General features: G+C 65.4%; 14 protein-coding genes and 1 pseudogene. 5 read left to right on the plus strand and 10 right to left on the minus strand.

Features of this window, described 5'->3' with window-relative positions; all coding sequences use genetic code 11:
• The 5 genes and pseudogenes from ABS761_RS15605 to ABS761_RS15625 form a co-directional block, all read right to left on the minus strand.
• Nucleotides 1-76, minus strand: a pseudogene (locus tag ABS761_RS15605) (GTP-binding protein); the annotation flags it as partial.
• 75 nt (nucleotides 77-151) lie between these two features.
• The gene (gene fusA / locus ABS761_RS15610; protein ID WP_350409278.1) at nucleotides 152-2,254 is read right to left on the minus strand and encodes an elongation factor G; all 2,103 of its coding nucleotides are present in this window, start codon (nucleotides 2,252-2,254) and stop codon (nucleotides 152-154) included.
• Between the two features lie 33 nt (nucleotides 2,255-2,287).
• Nucleotides 2,288-2,758 carry a 30S ribosomal protein S7 gene (gene rpsG / locus ABS761_RS15615; protein ID WP_350409279.1) on the minus strand — a complete coding sequence of 157 codons (471 nt, stop codon included), beginning with the start codon at nucleotides 2,756-2,758 and terminating at the stop codon, nucleotides 2,288-2,290.
• A 156-nt stretch (nucleotides 2,759-2,914) separates the two neighbouring features.
• Nucleotides 2,915-3,289, minus strand: coding sequence for a 30S ribosomal protein S12 (rpsL, locus tag ABS761_RS15620; protein ID WP_269500206.1), 375 nt, complete (start codon nucleotides 3,287-3,289; stop codon nucleotides 2,915-2,917).
• 275 nt (nucleotides 3,290-3,564) lie between these two features.
• The gene (locus ABS761_RS15625) at nucleotides 3,565-5,589 is read right to left on the minus strand and encodes an OPT family oligopeptide transporter (RefSeq protein WP_350409280.1); all 2,025 of its coding nucleotides are present in this window, start codon (nucleotides 5,587-5,589) and stop codon (nucleotides 3,565-3,567) included.
• Nucleotides 5,590-5,806: 217 nt separating this feature from the next.
• Between ABS761_RS15625 and ABS761_RS15630 the strand changes: the two genes are divergently transcribed.
• From ABS761_RS15630 to ABS761_RS15640, 3 genes are read left to right on the plus strand one after another with little or no spacing between them, the layout of a single operon-like run.
• Nucleotides 5,807-6,517, plus strand: a complete 711-nt coding sequence (locus ABS761_RS15630; RefSeq protein WP_350409282.1) for an IclR family transcriptional regulator — start codon at nucleotides 5,807-5,809, stop codon at nucleotides 6,515-6,517.
• Nucleotides 6,514-7,416, plus strand: a complete 903-nt coding sequence (locus ABS761_RS15635; RefSeq protein ID WP_350409283.1) for a 4-hydroxyphenylpyruvate dioxygenase — start codon at nucleotides 6,514-6,516, stop codon at nucleotides 7,414-7,416. The genes ABS761_RS15630 and ABS761_RS15635 overlap by 4 nt, the downstream gene beginning before the upstream one ends.
• On the plus strand, nucleotides 7,413-8,279 hold the full coding sequence (locus ABS761_RS15640; protein ID WP_350409284.1) for a sugar phosphate isomerase/epimerase family protein: 867 nt from the start codon (nucleotides 7,413-7,415) through the stop codon (nucleotides 8,277-8,279). Before ABS761_RS15635 ends, ABS761_RS15640 begins: the two co-directional genes overlap by 4 nt.
• 23 nt (nucleotides 8,280-8,302) lie before the next feature.
• Here the strand turns inward: ABS761_RS15640 and ABS761_RS15645 are convergent, their stop codons facing one another.
• Entirely contained in the window at nucleotides 8,303-9,778 is a 1,476-nt protein-coding gene (locus tag ABS761_RS15645) for an aldehyde dehydrogenase (RefSeq protein ID WP_350409285.1), read from the minus strand.
• A gap of 41 nt (nucleotides 9,779-9,819) precedes the next feature.
• A complete protein-coding gene (locus ABS761_RS15650) occupies nucleotides 9,820-10,902 on the minus strand; it encodes a Gfo/Idh/MocA family protein (RefSeq protein ID WP_350409286.1) in 1,083 nt (360 codons plus the stop codon).
• A 149-nt stretch (nucleotides 10,903-11,051) separates the two neighbouring features.
• Here ABS761_RS15650 and ABS761_RS15655 point away from each other — a divergent pair, with 149 nt between their 5' ends.
• On the plus strand, nucleotides 11,052-11,945 hold the full coding sequence (locus tag ABS761_RS15655) for a shikimate dehydrogenase (RefSeq protein WP_350409287.1): 894 nt from the start codon (nucleotides 11,052-11,054) through the stop codon (nucleotides 11,943-11,945).
• A gap of 110 nt (nucleotides 11,946-12,055) precedes the next feature.
• Nucleotides 12,056-12,502: a type II 3-dehydroquinate dehydratase gene (gene aroQ, locus ABS761_RS15660; RefSeq protein WP_350409288.1), complete on the plus strand. Its 447-nt coding sequence runs from the start codon at nucleotides 12,056-12,058 to the stop codon at nucleotides 12,500-12,502.
• Nucleotides 12,503-12,590: 88 nt separating this feature from the next.
• Here aroQ and ABS761_RS15665 read toward each other — a convergent pair whose 3' ends face one another.
• From ABS761_RS15665 to ABS761_RS15675, 3 genes are read right to left on the minus strand one after another with little or no spacing between them, the layout of a single operon-like run.
• Nucleotides 12,591-13,823, minus strand: a complete 1,233-nt coding sequence (locus ABS761_RS15665; RefSeq protein WP_350409289.1) for a CaiB/BaiF CoA transferase family protein — start codon at nucleotides 13,821-13,823, stop codon at nucleotides 12,591-12,593.
• Nucleotides 13,824-13,836: 13 nt separating this feature from the next.
• Complete coding sequence (locus tag ABS761_RS15670; RefSeq protein WP_350409290.1) at nucleotides 13,837-14,292, minus strand: MaoC family dehydratase; 456 nt, start codon at nucleotides 14,290-14,292, stop codon at nucleotides 13,837-13,839.
• Nucleotides 14,293-14,305: 13 nt separating this feature from the next.
• Nucleotides 14,306-14,668 carry a VOC family protein gene (locus tag ABS761_RS15675; protein WP_350409316.1) on the minus strand — a complete coding sequence of 121 codons (363 nt, stop codon included), beginning with the start codon at nucleotides 14,666-14,668 and terminating at the stop codon, nucleotides 14,306-14,308.

The following is a 14,668-nucleotide window of genomic DNA, read 5'->3' on the forward strand; positions in this document are numbered from 1 at the left end:
TCTTGCCGTGGTCCACGTGGCCAATCGTCCCTACGTTAACGTGCGGTTTGGTCCGTTCAAACTTGCCTTTTGCCATGATAGATCCCGTGATTTCCTAGGAAATGAATGAGTTGGGTGATCCGGCCGGGCCCTGCCCGACCGGACGATGCGTTTACTTGCTGCGAGCCGCGATGACCTCGTCGGCGACGTTGCGCGGCGCCTCGGAGTAATGCTTGAATTCCATCGTGTACGTCGCGCGACCCTGGGTCTGCGAGCGCAGGCTGGTGGAATAGCCGAACATCTCGGCCAAGGGCACCTCGGCCTTGATGATCTTGCCACCGCCCGGGATGTCGTCCATGCCCTGGACCATGCCGCGACGCGAGGACAGATCGCCCATCACCGTGCCGGCATAGTCTTCGGGGGTCTCAACCTCGACGGCCATCATGGGCTCGAGGAGGACCGGATTGGCCTTGCGCATGCCATCCTTGAAGGCCATCGAGGCGGCCATGCGGAAGGCGTTTTCGTTCGAGTCCACATCATGGTAGGAACCGAAGAACAGCGTCACCTTGACGTCGACCACCGGATAGCCGGCCACCACGCCCGCGGGCAGGGTTTCCTGGATGCCCTTGTCCACCGCCGGGATGAACTCGCGCGGCACCACGCCACCCTTGATGGCGTCGACGAACTCGTAGCCACCGCCGGCCTCGAGGGGCTCGAGCTTGAGCACGACGTGACCATACTGGCCACGGCCACCGGACTGCTTGACGAACTTGCCTTCGATCTCGTCGCAGGTCTTGCGGATCGTCTCGCGGTAGGCCACTTGAGGCTTGCCGACATTGGCCTCGACGCCGAATTCGCGGCGCATGCGATCGACCAGGACCTCGAGGTGCAGCTCGCCCATCCCGGAAATGATGGTCTGGCCGGATTCCTCGTCGCTGCGCACGCGGAAGGACGGATCCTCGGCGGCCAGTCGCGCCAGGGCGATACCCATCTTTTCCTGATCGGCCTTGGACTTGGGCTCGACGGCCTGCGAGATCACGGGCTCGGGGAACTCCATGCGCTCGAGCAGAACGTGATCGCCCACGTCGCACAGGGTTTCGCCCGTGGTGACTTCCTTCAGGCCCACGACGGCCGCGATATCGCCCGCCACGACCTCCTTGATCTCGGCGCGATTGTTGGCGTGCATCTGCAGAATGCGGCCGATGCGCTCTTTCTTGCCCTTGATCGGGTTGTAAACCGTATCACCGGAACGCAGCACGCCCGAATACACGCGGATGAAGGTCAGTTGACCGACAAACGGGTCGGTCATGAGCTTGAACGCCAGCGCGGACAGCTTTTCCTTGTCGTCGGCCTTGCGGACGATCTCGTTGCCCGCATCATCAGTGCCGCGCACCGCGGGGATGTCCACCGGGGAGGGCAGGTAATCGATGACGGCGTCCAGCATGCGCTGCACGCCCTTGTTCTTGAAGGCGGTGCCGCACAGCATGGGCTGGATTTCGCATGCGATCGTGCGCAGGCGGATGCCGAGATCGATTTCCTGCTCGGTCAGCACGCCGCTCTCGAGGTACTTGTTCATCAGTTCCTCGTTGGCCTCGGCAGCCGCTTCCATCAGCTTTTCATGCCACTCGTTGGCCAGCTCGACCATGTCGGCGGGAATGTCGATGTACTCGAACTTGGTGCCCTGAGAGGCCTCGTCCCAGATGATGCCGCGCATCTTGGTCAGGTCGATGACGCCACGGAAGTTGTCCTCGGCGCCGATGGGGATGACGATGGGCACGGGATTGGCCTTCAGACGCAGTTGGAGCTGCTCATAGACCTTGAAGAAGTTCGCGCCGGTGCGGTCCATCTTGTTGACGAAGGCCAGGCGGGGAACGCCGTACTTGTTGGCTTGACGCCACACGGTCTCGGACTGAGGCTGCACACCGCCCACGGCGCAGTACACCATGCAGGCACCGTCGAGCACACGCATGGAACGTTCGACCTCGATGGTGAAGTCGACGTGCCCCGGGGTGTCGATGATGTTGATGCGATGTTCCTGGTACTGGTGCTCCATCCCGCTCCAGAACGCGGTGGTCGCGGCCGAAGTGATGGTGATGCCGCGTTCCTGTTCCTGCTCCATCCAGTCCATGGTGGCCGAGCCTTCATGGGTTTCGCCAATCTTGTGATTGACGCCGGTGTAGAACAGGATGCGCTCGGTGGTGGTCGTCTTGCCTGCGTCGATGTGCGCAGAGATACCAATGTTGCGATAGCGCTCAATGGGAGTTTTGCGGGCCATGATGTGTGTCCTAGTGATTGACCGACTGGTGGGTTACCAGCGGAAGTGGCTGAAGGCCTTGTTCGCCTCGGCCATCTTATGGGTGTCCTCGCGCTTCTTCATGGCGCCGCCGCGGCCTTCGGCGGCATCCATCAGCTCGCCGGCCAGGCGCATGTCCATGGATTTCTCGCCGCGCTTTTTCGCGGCCTCGCGCAGCCAGCGCATGGCCAGGGCCAGGCGGCGCACGGGACGCACCTCGACCGGCACCTGGTAGTTGGCGCCACCGACGCGACGGCTCTTGACCTCGACGACCGGCTTGATGTTGCTGATGGCCAGGTTGAAGACCTCGATGGGCTCCTTGCCGGTCTTGGTCTGGATCTGGTCCAGGGCGCCGTAGACGATGCGCTCGGCGACCGCCTTCTTGCCCGAGAGCATGACGACGTTCATGAACTTGGCCAGTTCGACGCTGCCGAACTTGGGATCGGGGAGGATTTCACGTTTGGGTACTTCGCGGCGACGAGGCATTTCGACTTCCTTGTGACGTTTCAGTTGAGCCGCCTGAGGCGGCCACGGCCCCCCATTCCGAGGGACCACTTACATGCCGCGGCGCCATGCCGCGGCTGCACGATGACGGCCGACGAGCGGCCGGATACAGCAAATCCGGAACGGTGTGGGGGCGGATTACTTCTTGGGACGCTTGGCGCCGTACTTGGAACGGGCCTGCTTGCGGTCCTTGACACCCTGGAGGTCCAGGGAGCCGCGCACGATGTGGTAGCGCACGCCCGGCAAGTCCTTGACACGACCGCCACGCACCAGAACCACCGAGTGCTCCTGGAGGTTGTGGCCCTCGCCGCCGATGTACGAGATGACCTCGTAGCCGTTGGTCAGGCGCACCTTGGCGACCTTGCGCAGGGCCGAGTTCGGCTTTTTCGGGGTGGTGGTGTAGACACGGGTGCAGACGCCGCGACGCTGCGGGCAGTTCTCGAGCGCCGGGCTCTTGCTGCTCTCGCGGCTGACTTCGCGCGGCTTGCGCAGCAATTGGCTAATGGTAGGCATGACCTTTACGCATCCTTTGTACTTGCGTACGTTTTACGTCGATATCCGGGCCCCCGGGCATCCCCGGTTGGACTCCGGGGCGGCCTTTCAGGCGATTTGCACAAAATCCGCCTGAAACGAATGACGTAAAGAGCGGGTCTTGCACTGGGACGACATCCATCGCCCCCGGTCTACCAGTCGGGGCGCCGCCATGCGAAACCCCGGGAATTTGGTAAGCCAGGAATGTTATCACGTACGCCCCGCGCACGCAAGCAAGGCTGCCTGGACAGCCCAGTTTAGGCGTGCCGCGCGGCGGCCAGCACGCGCCGCAGGAAAACCACGCACATGGCGACAAAGCCGGCCAGCCCGATCAGCTTGGCCGCAGTCTCGAACCCGGGACCGGCCAAAGCCAGCGGCGCCTCGCTGCCGCCCGCCCCCACCGAGGCCACGATCAGCAACGCCAGGACAACACCCATCAGGCTCTCGCCCACGATCAGGCCTGAGGCCAGCAGCGTGCCCCGGCGCTCGGCTTGTTTCAGCCTCGCCTCGGGATCGATATGCGCATCCGCGGCCTCGCGCCGAATACGCCGTTCAGCCAGCCACGAGATCACGGCGCCGACGCACAGGGCGGTGATGATGCTGGGAGGTAGATACATGCCCATGGCGACGGCCAATGGCGGCAGCCTCAGCCGGGTATATCGAACCAGCAGGACATCCAGGATGATAGCGACGATGCCGCCACCCACGCCGATCAGAATGTAGCTCCAGTCCAGGGTATGCGCGAACAGGCCCTGGGCGATGGTGATCATCAGCGTGGCCTGTGGCGCGGCCAGGGCTTGCGCCGCATCCATGTCGGCACGCGGCAGGCTGCCGATAAAGCCGTAGGCGTTGTAGAGCAACTCGAGGACCGGCGGAATGGTCACCGCGCCGACGACGCAACCGATCATCAGGGCCGCCTGCTGCTTCCAGGGCGTCGCATGGACCAGCCAGCCCGTTTTCAGGTCCTGCAGGTTGTCATTGGAAATAGCCGCGACGGCCACGACCACCGACGAACAGAAAATCGCCAGCGCCGTCAAAAATCGGACAAGCCGGGGATCATCCAGCAAACCCTGGGTCTGCCCCAGGCCGATCAGCGCAACCGACACGACCAGAATGGAAATGACGGCGATCCCCGAAATCGGGCTGGCCGAAGACCCGACCAGGCCGGCCATGTAGCCGCAAGCGGCCGCAACCAGAAACCCCATCACCACGGCCAGCGCCGTGGCCACGACCACCAACGCCCACGCCTGGCCGGCGGGCAGGCCGGAATCGCCGACGAACGAATGAAAGGTGGCCACCAGGAGGGCAACCACCAGCAGCGTCGTCCCGAGCAGGGCTCGCGGGCCCAGGTCGACATCGGTGCGCGCGCGGGCGCCAGTGTCCGGCCCGCCCCGGATCGCCCGGAACGATATGCGCATCCCCTCGGCCATGGGCTTGATCAAGGTGATCAGCGTCCAGACCGCCGCGCAGGCAATCATGCCGGCGCCGATGAGGCGCACCTCGGACGCCCAGACGGTGGAGGCGTAGGAGGCGACGGATACTCCGGCTGGCGCGGCAGACAGACTCGTGAGCCAGGGCACCGCCACCCACCAGGCCAGGGCAGCGCCGAGCAACATCGCGATCCCGGCGGTGATGCCCACTAGGTAGCCCGCCCCGACGAGGGCAAAGGAAAACCCCATGGGAATCTGGAACACCGCGCGGCCGGCGGTCAGCCAATAGCTGGCACTGTCGGCCGCCAGCCTGAAGCCGCCGGCCAGCAGACTGAAGGCACCGGCCATGGCGCCGCCCAGCATGATTTCGCGCAAACCCTGTCCTTTGCCCCGGGCCGAGTCCTGGTCTTCGTGGCCGACGCGCAAAATCTCGGCCGCGGCCACACCCTCGGGATAGGGCAGATCGCTGTTGACGATCAGCGCGCGGCGCAGCGGCACGGTGAAGACCACGCCCAATATGCCGCCGCATGCGCACACTAGGGCGGTCTGCATGAGGGGAAAGCCGCTCCAATATCCCATCATCAGCAGCGCCGGCAGCATGAAAATGATAGCCGACAGCGTGCCAGCGGCCGAGGCCTGGGTCTGGACGATGTTGTTTTCCAGGATATTGGCGCCCTTGAACGCGCGCAACACCGCCATGGAAATGACCGCGGCGGGTATGGACGAGGCGAACGTGAGGCCGACCTTCAGGCCCAGATAGACGTTGGAAGCCGTAAAGACCAGGGTAATGAGGGCACCCAGGAGGGTGCCCCGGAGGGTGAGTTCTTTCAGCGACACATTACCCTCAGTCATGGCAGACTTTCCCTCGGATATCAGATTGATCAGGATTATACGGGTTGGCGGATGCGCGGTTCCGAGACCGTCCGTGAGCCGAAAAGAGGCCTCCGGACAAGGGGGCACCCTAGCGAATTCCCTACGAAACCCGCAGATCAGACCCGGAAAATAGAACACGATTCGGTTATGATATTCCTAACCTAATTTTTCGCAGACACTGCGTTGGAGCCTGGACATGACTCGTGAAGGCGTTGCCGCGGTGGACCGCGCGCTGACCATACTGGATGTATTCATCGATGGCGGCGGTAGCCTGACGCTCACCGATATTTCCAAGCGGTCAGGATTCTACAAGAGCACCACGCTGAGGCTGGCGGAATCCCTCGAAAAGTTCGGCTACCTGCGGCGGCTCGAGGACGGGACCTATCGCCTCGGGCCCAAGCCCCTCTATCTGGGATCGCTGTATCAAAAGCACTTCCGCAGCGCCGATCTGGTGGTGCCGGTCCTGCGCAAGCTCGTCAACGAGCTGCAGGAGGGCGCCTCGTTCTTCGTGCGGGAAAAGGATGCGCGCGTCTGCCTGCACCGCGTCGACGCGCCGCGCTCGGTGCGCGACTCGGTGCACGAGGGCGACTCGCTACCCTTGCGCGTCGGGGCATCGGGCCACGTGATGCTGGCCTTCAGCGGCGAGGCGGGCGCAAAGTACGACACCATCCGGCGGGCCCTCTACGAGGTCTCGGTGGGCGAGCGCGATCCCGAGATCGGCGCGGTGGCCTGCCCGGTGTTCTCGATCGGACAGGAGCTGGCCGGCGTCATCTCGGTCTCGGGCCCGAAATACCGTTTCAGCGACGATAAGGTGATGCAGATCATCCCCATCCTCAAGCAGCACGCCGCCACGCTCAGCGAGACCCTGGGCGGCCGCTGGCCCGGCGCTGATGGACCGACCCAATGAACAACGCCACCGACTCGGCCGTCGAGGCCAATCCTCTGGGCATGCGGGGCATCGAGTTCATCGAATACCTGTCACGCCACCCCGACGAGATGGGTGCCGTCCTGGCGCAACTGGGCTTCCGCCTGATCGGCCGCCACCGCTCGCGCGAGGTGTTCCTGTACCGTCAGGGCCCGATCAATCTCATCATCAATGCGGATCCGGTCGCCCTGGCAGCCCTCGCCACCCCCGACGAGGACAACCAGATCAGCGCGGTGGCCATCCGCGTGGCCGACGCCAACCGGGCCTACGAGCGCTGCATGCAATGGGGGGCCTGGCCGATCCCGACGCGGGCGGGCGCGATGGAGCTCAACATCCCCGGCATCCACGGCGTGGGGGACTCGATCATCTACCTGGTGGACAGCAGCCGTCCCTTTTCGATCTACGACGTGGATTTCGACTACCTGACCGAGGAGCGCGAGGTCGAGCCCGCCGTGCCGGACCTGCACATATTCGGCCTGGTGCAGTACATCAATCCGGACCGCAGCGCCGAGTGGATCGATTTCTACGCCCAGCTCCTGGGTTTCCAGGCGCTGCCGCCCGACACGCATTTCGGCATCCTGCCGCACGGCACCATTCTGGAGAGCCCCTGCGCGCGCTTCTACCTGCAGCTCGTCGAGCCAGTGGGCGACGCGCTGTATGACACCGAATGGTACGAGCAGTTCGCCCGGCTGGCGTTCGGCGCCCCCGACATCCCGCAAGCGGTGCGCGCCCTCAAGGCGCGCGGCGTGCCCTTTCAGGACAATGCCTTCATCCGCCCGGACAGCCACGGCGCCATCACGGCGGCCATGTCCTATGACGTGAATTTCGAGTTCGTGCATCACGAGGCGCCGGACGACGGCCCCCGGGAGGGCATATCTTGAACCGCGAGAGCTTCGGCATCGACCTGGCCTGCATGGCCGGCCCTCTCGAGGAACGCCTGGCGGCGGCCGAAGCCGCGGGGTTTTCACAGGTGATGCTGTGGGCCCGCGACCTCGCCAACCACCCGCGCGGCTACGAGGCGGCGGTCAAGCTAGTGCGCGACAGCAAGCTGCAGGTCACCGGCCTGCAGTTGATGCGCAACTACGAAGGCATGAGCGGCCCGGCGCACGAGTACAAGCTGGACATCGTCAAGGCGCTGCTGGATGTCTGCGTCGACGTGGGCGCGCCTCTGCTGCTGGTCTGCGCCTCGGCGGCGGTGGGGCATCAGCACGACCCGGGGCGCGCCGAGACCGACCTGCGCAAGCTTGCCAACCTGGCCGTCCCGACGGGAGTGCGCGTGGGCTTCAAGGCCATCCCCTGGGGCCGCGGCATCTCGGACACCCGCAGCGCCTGGGACCTGGTGTACCGTGTCGACCACGCCAACCTCGGCCTGGTGCTGGACGCCTTTCATTTCATCGCCGGGGGCCAGGCCCTGGATGCCCTCAACGACATCCCGCCGGAAAAGATCTCGCTGGTCCAGCTCGCCGATTTCAGCGTGCCGGTCTTTCAAGAGCGCAGTGAGCACAGCGCCGACCACATGCGGGTGTTCCCCGGCGACGGGGTCCTGCACGATGCGGTCGCCGCCTTTGTGCGGCACGTGGACTGGATGGGATACGCGGGCGACTACAGCCTGCTGGTGTTCAACGAGGACTACCGGCAATTGCCGGCCCACGCCGTGGCCCGCCTGGGTGCGCGCTCGGTGACCTGGGTCAATACCCAGGTCTTGCGCCGGCGCCTGCCGCTGAACCGCCTGCGAGCCGTCTGAGCGGCCCGGCAGGCGCTGGCGCCTTAGCGCCGGATGAAGGGATTGGGCACGTCCAGATCCGTCGAGATCCAGACGCTCTTGGTGTCCAGATATTCGTGGATGGCATCGGACCCCGACTCGCGGCCAATGCCCGAGCGCTTGTAGCCGCCAAAGGGCGTCGTCACGCTGGTGGCGCGATAATTGTTGACCCAGACCGTGCCGGCCTTGAGGCGCTCGGTCACGGTCAGCGCACGGTGCAGGCTGCGCGTCCAGACCGCCCCTGCCAGACCGTAGAGGATATCGTTGCCAATGCGGATGGCGTCATCCTCGTCCTTGAAGGGGATGATGCACAGCACCGGGCCGAAGACCTCCTCCTGGGCGATGCGCATGCGGTTGTCGACGCCGGTAAAGATCGTGGGCTCGATGAACTGTCCCGCCCCCAGGTCGCTGCGGGCCTTGCCGCCCAACACGCACCGGGCGCCCTCGTCACGGGCAATCTGGATGTAGCCGAGGATTTTTTCGAACTGCGGCCGTGTCGCGATCGGCCCGATCTGGGTGTCGGGCAGCGTCGGATCGCCGAGCTTGGCCGTGCTCACGAACTCGACCAGGCGGCGGACCAGCTCGTCATGTATGTTTTCCTGGACCAGCACGCGCGACCCCGCCTGGCAGCTTTGACCGGAAGCGGCGAAAATTCCCGACACCACGCCCTTGACGGCTTGGTCCAGATCCGCATCGTCGAAAATGATGTTGGGCGACTTGCCGCCCAGCTCGAGGGTGACGGTCTTGAGGTTGCGCGCCGCCGCCTCGTAGATGCGCTTGCCGGCGAGCTCGCCGCCGGTGAACCCGATGTGCGCCACGTCGGGATGCGACACCAGGGGCTCGCCGACCTCGGGGCCGAATCCGGTCACCACATTGACCACGCCCGGCGGGAAGCCCGCCTGCTCGAACAGGGCGGCGAACTCCAGCATCGAGGCCGAGGTGAACTCGGAGGGCTTGACCACCGCCACGCACCCGGCCGCCAGGGCCGGCGCGAGCTTCCAGCTCGTGAGCGTCAGCGGCGAGTTCCAGGGCGTGATGATGGCCACGACGCCCTTGGCCTCGTAGCGCGTAAACGTGAATACCCCGGGCTTGTCGCTGGGAATGACTTTGCTTTCCACCTTGTCGGCCAGGCCGGCATAGTAGTGGAAGTACTCGCCCATATAGCGCACCTGCGCCACGACCTCGGAAGAAAGCTTGCCGTTGTCGCGCTGTTCGATCTCGGCCAGGCGCGGGGCGTTCTCGATCACGAGGTCGGCCAGGCGGCGCAGCAACTGACCCCGCCGGCTGGCGGTGAGTTTGCCCCACGGGCCTTCGAAGGCGGCCTTGGCGGCCGCGACGGCGGCATCCACGTCGGCGGCATTGCCCCGGGCAATGCGTGCCCAGGCCGCGCCTGTGTAGGGATTCTCGGTGTCGAAATAGTCGCCGGAGGCGGGCGGCGCGTAGGCGCCGTTGATGAAATGGTCGTATTGGGGCAGGGACATGACGTTCTACACCTTGTCTGAATCAAAAAGGGCCGCCAGCCTCAGGCCGGCAACGGCACGGATACGCGGCGGCCTTCGCGGGCCGCTTGGCCGATGGCCTCGACCACGCGCAGGTTCTGTACCCCGTCGCGCACGCTCACCAGGGGCTGGGCCTCGCCGCGGATCACGGCGGCGAAGTGCTCGATCTGCAGCGCCAGAGGATCCTCACGGTGCAAGTCGAGCACGTGGGTCTCGAAGGGTTTCCACCAAGAGCGGTCCGCGGCGCTGGCGTAAGTCCGCAGGCGCATGGTAGGCACCGCGAGCGAGCCCACGGTACCCGCCAGGATGTAGCAGTCCTCGTCAGGATAGGTGTCGTAGGCCTTATTTTCCTGGGAGGTCTGCTCCCAGCTGCGCGGCGAGGCCACGGTATCCGAAACCAGGAACGTCCCGAGGACGCCGCTGTCGAAACGCAGGCAAAGCGCCGCCGTATCCTCGACCTCGAAGCCCCGGGTGGCGTTCGAGACCGTGGCTTGGACCTCGACGATCTCGCCGCACAGGGCGCGCAGATTGTCGATCTCGTGGATCATATTGATCAGAATGGGGCCACCGCCCGGCTGTTTGCGCCAAGGCGCCTCGACGAAATAGTCGTCGGGCTTGCAGAACATGGCGCTGCCGGTCACGGCGACCAGGCGACCCAGGCGACCGCTGCGCACGGCGTCGCGCGCCAGCGCCATGATCGGGCTGTGGGCCCGGTGGTGACCGACCAGGAACGGCACGTCGGCAGCGCCCACCGCGCGGACCAGGCGCTCGCCTTCCGCGAGGGTGTGGGCCACCGGTTTTTCGATGAGCGCCGGCACGCCGGCCGCGAGGCATTCCAGCGCCTGCTCGACATGCAGGGCGTTGGGCGTGCCGATGACCACCCCGTCGGGACGGCCCGCGGCAAAGAGCTGGGCCAGGTTTTCGAAATAGGGGACGCCGATTTCAGCCGCCAGCACGCGGGCTGCGGGCATGGGGTCGACCACGGCGGACAGGACGCAGGAGGCACTGGCCTGGATGCGCAGGATGTGCTGGCGGCCGATGAGGCCCGCGCCCAATATGGCGATTTTGAGTTTCTGTATCATGGGCGAGGTATCGATGGTCCGCATTCAGTTCTTTCCAATAGAATCATATTCTGTCAAACAGAATATTTCAAGCCCGGGAAATTCTCTAGCGGATTCCATTTGACACTGCTTGACGCCACCCCATATAGTGCCCGGATGTACGAAATAGTACATAGGCAATCCAAGGTAAGCCCATGCGCCCCCAACATGAAACCCCCGCACTACTGCTTGGCCTGATCGGCGAAGGCATCGGCGAATCACTCAGCCCGACCCTGTACGAGCACGAGGCGGCCCAACACGGCATCCTCTGCATGTACCAGCGGATCGACCTGGACGAACTGAACCTGACGCCCGCCGACCTGCCCGAACTGCTGACCGCGGCCGAGCGCTTCGGTTTCAGCGGCCTGAACATCACCCATCCGTGCAAGCAGGCGATCATGCCCCACCTGCACGAGCTCTCGGACGAGGCGCGCGCGATCGGCGCCGTCAATACCGTGGTGCTGCGCGGCGGCCGACGCATCGGCCACAACACCGACCACTACGGATTCTCGAAAAACCTGCGCGAGCACCTTGACGGGCGCGAGCTGGGCCGCGTCGTCCAGCTTGGCGCCGGCGGCGCCGGGGTGGCGGTGGCCGACGCCACCCTGCGCCTGGGCGCGCGCGGCCTGACCGTATTCGACCAGGCGCCCGGGCGTGCCGACGCCCTCGCGCGCACCCTGCAGGCACGTTTCCCGCAGGCACAAGTGCATGCCGGCGGAGACCTCGCCAAGGCCATGCGCGAGGCCACCGGCCTGGTCAATGCCACGCCGGTGGGCATGCGCAAGCATCCTGGCACGCCCCTGCCGCCCGAGCTGCTGGAGCCGCGCCACTGGTTCGCGGAAATCATCTACTTCCCGCTCGAGACCGAGCTGCTGCACGCCGCACGGCAAAAAGGCTGCCACACGATAGACGGCGTCGGGATGGTGGTGCACCAGGCCGCCCGGGCCTTCGAGCTCTACACAGGGGGCCTGCCGGCCGATGCGCGCCGCATGGGCGCCCACGTCACTGAGGTGCTGCGCCGGCGCCCCGGCGCCGCGCACACCGACTAGTAATAGAATGATGATGCGATGGGCTCGAAAACGGGGCCATCGCAAGCGCACGGCCGCATCGCGGCGCAAGCACCCTCCAGACCCCGAAAAATCCACAGGAAGCACCCGACATGAAGATTCTCATGCTGCACGGCATCAACCACAATATGTTCGGCAAGCGCGATCCCAAGCAATACGGGACCATCACGCTCGAGCAGATCGACGCGCAGCTGGCCACTCTGGCCACGGAGCTCGGCGCCGAAATCGACAGCTATCAGACCAACTGCGAAGGCGCGATGTGCGAGCGCATCCACCAGGCCTATGCGGATGGCGTGGATGCGGTCCTGATCAACGCCGGCGCCTGGACCCACTACAGCTACGGCCTGCGCGATGCCCTGGCGATCCTGACGGTGCCCATCGTCGAGCTGCACATGTCCAACATCCATGCCCGCGAAGAATTCCGCCACAAGTCCGTTTTCGCGGAAATCGCGCTGGGCCAGATCTGCGGCTTCGGCGTGGACAGCTACCTGCTGGCGCTGCGTGCGGCGGTGTCGGCCGTCAAGGCTAAAAAGGCCTGATCCAGACGCCACCCGGCCGCCGCCGGGAACGCCAAAGGGGCGCCTCACGGCGCCCCTCGTTTTTTGTGCCGCCCAAGTCGCAGCGGCCTCAGGCCTTCAAGTCGGCGACCGCGGCCTCTTGGTACAGCACCCCGTCACGCATCATGGCGTCGATCTCGGAGGCTCCAAAACCGAGCTCCTCGGCGATCTGCCGATTGTGCTGCCCCATGAGCGGCGCCGCCTCGCGGATGGTGGTGTCGCAGCCCGAGAACCGGAACGGCGTGTTGAGCAATTCGATATCACCCAGCACAGGGTGATGCTGGCGCAGCACCATGCCGCGCGCCTGGATCTGGGGATCGTTCACGACGTCCTCGATGGTCTGGACCTTGGCGCAGGGCACGTCGATGGTGTCCAGCGCTTCGAGGCACTCGGCGACCGTGCGCACCTCGGTCCAGGCGCGCACGACGGGCAGTGCATCCAGGCGATTCGCGTTGCGGCCGGCCGCCGTATGGAAACGGGTGTCGGCGGCGAAGGCCTCACCCCCCACCAGCAGCGCCAGGCGCTTCCAGGCCGCGTCGACCTGCGCGGCGATGACCAGATAGCCGTCGCGCGCCGTGAACACACCGTAGAGCGTCGAATCCGGCAGGTCGTGCCCGGTCTGCTGCGGGACGATCTTGCCGCCCGAGAGTGTGTAGCACTGTCCCGCGTACTCGTGCATGGACACCAGACAGTCATACAGCGAAAGATCGATGTGCTGGCCCCGGCCGGACTTGACCCGTCCGAGCAGCGCGGCGTTGATGGCCGCCACGCCGTGGATGCCGGTGTACATATCGCCCAGCGCGATGCGCAGCAGGGGGGGGGCCTCGCCCGGCGAGCCGACCATGGCCATAATGCCGCTCTTGGCCTCGGCGATCAGGCCGAAACCGGCCCGGTGGGATTCGGGCCCGGTGTGGCCGTAGGCCGAAACCGAGCAATACACCAGACCCGGGTTCAGGGCCGAGAGCGCCTCATAGCCCAGGCCGAGCTTGGCCAGCGCGCCGGGGCGGTAGTTCTCGACAAAGACGTCGGCGGTGGCCACGAGCTTTTCCAGCATGTCCCGGCCACGCGGGTCCTTGAGGTTTACGCACAGGCCCTTCTTGCCCATGTTCTGCTGCAGGAAATAACCGCTCTGGCCTTCAATGAAATAGGGATGATGCCGGCCGGCGTCGCCCTCGGTGGGGCGCTCGATCTTGATCACCTCGGCGCCCATGGCGGCCAGGCAGCGGGACAAATAGGGGCCGGCCAGGAAATGGCTGTAGTCGATGACCCGAATGCCCTCCAGGGGGCGTGCTTGCGTCGTCATGTGGTGTCTCTCTTCAGTGCGTGGAGTCGGGGCGGCAGGGAATCATGAGCCGGTGCTCGCCGCGCTGCAGGATCTCGCCGCGCTGGTTGGCGAGCTCGGATGGCAGCACCAGAATGCCCCAGCCGGGCCGGCTGCGCGACAGACGCGCGCTTTCTACGTGAAACGTGACCTGGACCGTGTCATTGATATAGATCGGCGCCAAGAAGTCCCAGGTCCAGCCCAGCGACATGCCCGGCACGAAGCGCAAATCCGCCTGCGTCTTGAGCCCGTCGGTCAGGGCCAGGCCCAGCAGCCCGTGCGCCACGCGGGTGCCGAAGTGCGTGGTGCGCGCATAGGCCTCATCGGTGTGCAGCGGCGTATGGTCGCCCGAGACATCGGCATACTTGTCGATATGGTCCGCGGTCACAACCAGCGTGGGCGAGGCTCCTTTCGAGCCGACCACGACCTCATCAAAATATAGTTCCTGCATGGATTCGATCCCCTTAGCAATCAAACAATTCAAGCGCAATCCCATCGGGGGTGCGCAGCCAGTGCGGCCCCTGCGGCAGAGCGGTCACGGACCAGTCCGCGGCGCGCGCCAATGCGGCTTCCAGCCCTCGCACGCGAATCGCGACATGGGCGATCCAGGGCTGCGCCGACGCAACCTCGGCGACCACCTCAGGCGCGGCGATGAGCTGGATGCCGCCCTCGAGCCAGACCTGGCGCGGCGCCTCGGGCGGGCCGTCCACCTGACGCACCGCCATGCCCAGGACCGCCTCGAAAAAGCGAATGTTCCAATCGATGTCCCCCACCCTGACGGCGACGTGATCGAGCGCGGTGCGCGGCGCGGCCGCCTGCCCCAGCAT

Origin of the sequence: Castellaniella sp. GW247-6E4 (assembly GCF_040276065.1) — a bacterium.
Classification (GTDB): domain Bacteria; phylum Pseudomonadota; class Gammaproteobacteria; order Burkholderiales; family Burkholderiaceae_B; genus Castellaniella.

What these genes read in the sequence shown, in the direction of transcription:
- ABS761_RS15670 (WP_350409290.1), bottom strand. Translation starts at nt 14,292, where the DNA reads ATGCAGGAACTATATTTTGATGAGGTCGTGGTCGGCTCGAAAGGAGCC.
- ABS761_RS15675 (WP_350409316.1), bottom strand. Translation starts at nt 14,668, where the DNA reads ATGCTGGGGCAGGCGGCCGCGCCGCGCACCGCGCTCGATCACGTCGCC.
- ABS761_RS15655 (WP_350409287.1), top strand. Translation starts at nt 11,052, where the DNA reads ATGCGCCCCCAACATGAAACCCCCGCACTACTGCTTGGCCTGATCGGC.
- ABS761_RS15650 (WP_350409286.1), bottom strand. Translation starts at nt 10,902, where the DNA reads ATGCGGACCATCGATACCTCGCCCATGATACAGAAACTCAAAATCGCC.
- rpsG (WP_350409279.1), bottom strand. Translation starts at nt 2,758, where the DNA reads ATGCCTCGTCGCCGCGAAGTACCCAAACGTGAAATCCTCCCCGATCCC.
- ABS761_RS15645 (WP_350409285.1), bottom strand. Translation starts at nt 9,778, where the DNA reads ATGTCCCTGCCCCAATACGACCATTTCATCAACGGCGCCTACGCGCCG.
- rpsL (WP_269500206.1), bottom strand. Translation starts at nt 3,289, where the DNA reads ATGCCTACCATTAGCCAATTGCTGCGCAAGCCGCGCGAAGTCAGCCGC.
- aroQ (WP_350409288.1), top strand. Translation starts at nt 12,056, where the DNA reads ATGAAGATTCTCATGCTGCACGGCATCAACCACAATATGTTCGGCAAG.
- fusA (WP_350409278.1), bottom strand. Translation starts at nt 2,254, where the DNA reads ATGGCCCGCAAAACTCCCATTGAGCGCTATCGCAACATTGGTATCTCT.
- ABS761_RS15665 (WP_350409289.1), bottom strand. Translation starts at nt 13,823, where the DNA reads ATGACGACGCAAGCACGCCCCCTGGAGGGCATTCGGGTCATCGACTAC.
- ABS761_RS15630 (WP_350409282.1), top strand. Translation starts at nt 5,807, where the DNA reads ATGACTCGTGAAGGCGTTGCCGCGGTGGACCGCGCGCTGACCATACTG.
- ABS761_RS15625 (WP_350409280.1), bottom strand. Translation starts at nt 5,589, where the DNA reads ATGACTGAGGGTAATGTGTCGCTGAAAGAACTCACCCTCCGGGGCACC.
- ABS761_RS15635 (WP_350409283.1), top strand. Translation starts at nt 6,514, where the DNA reads ATGAACAACGCCACCGACTCGGCCGTCGAGGCCAATCCTCTGGGCATG.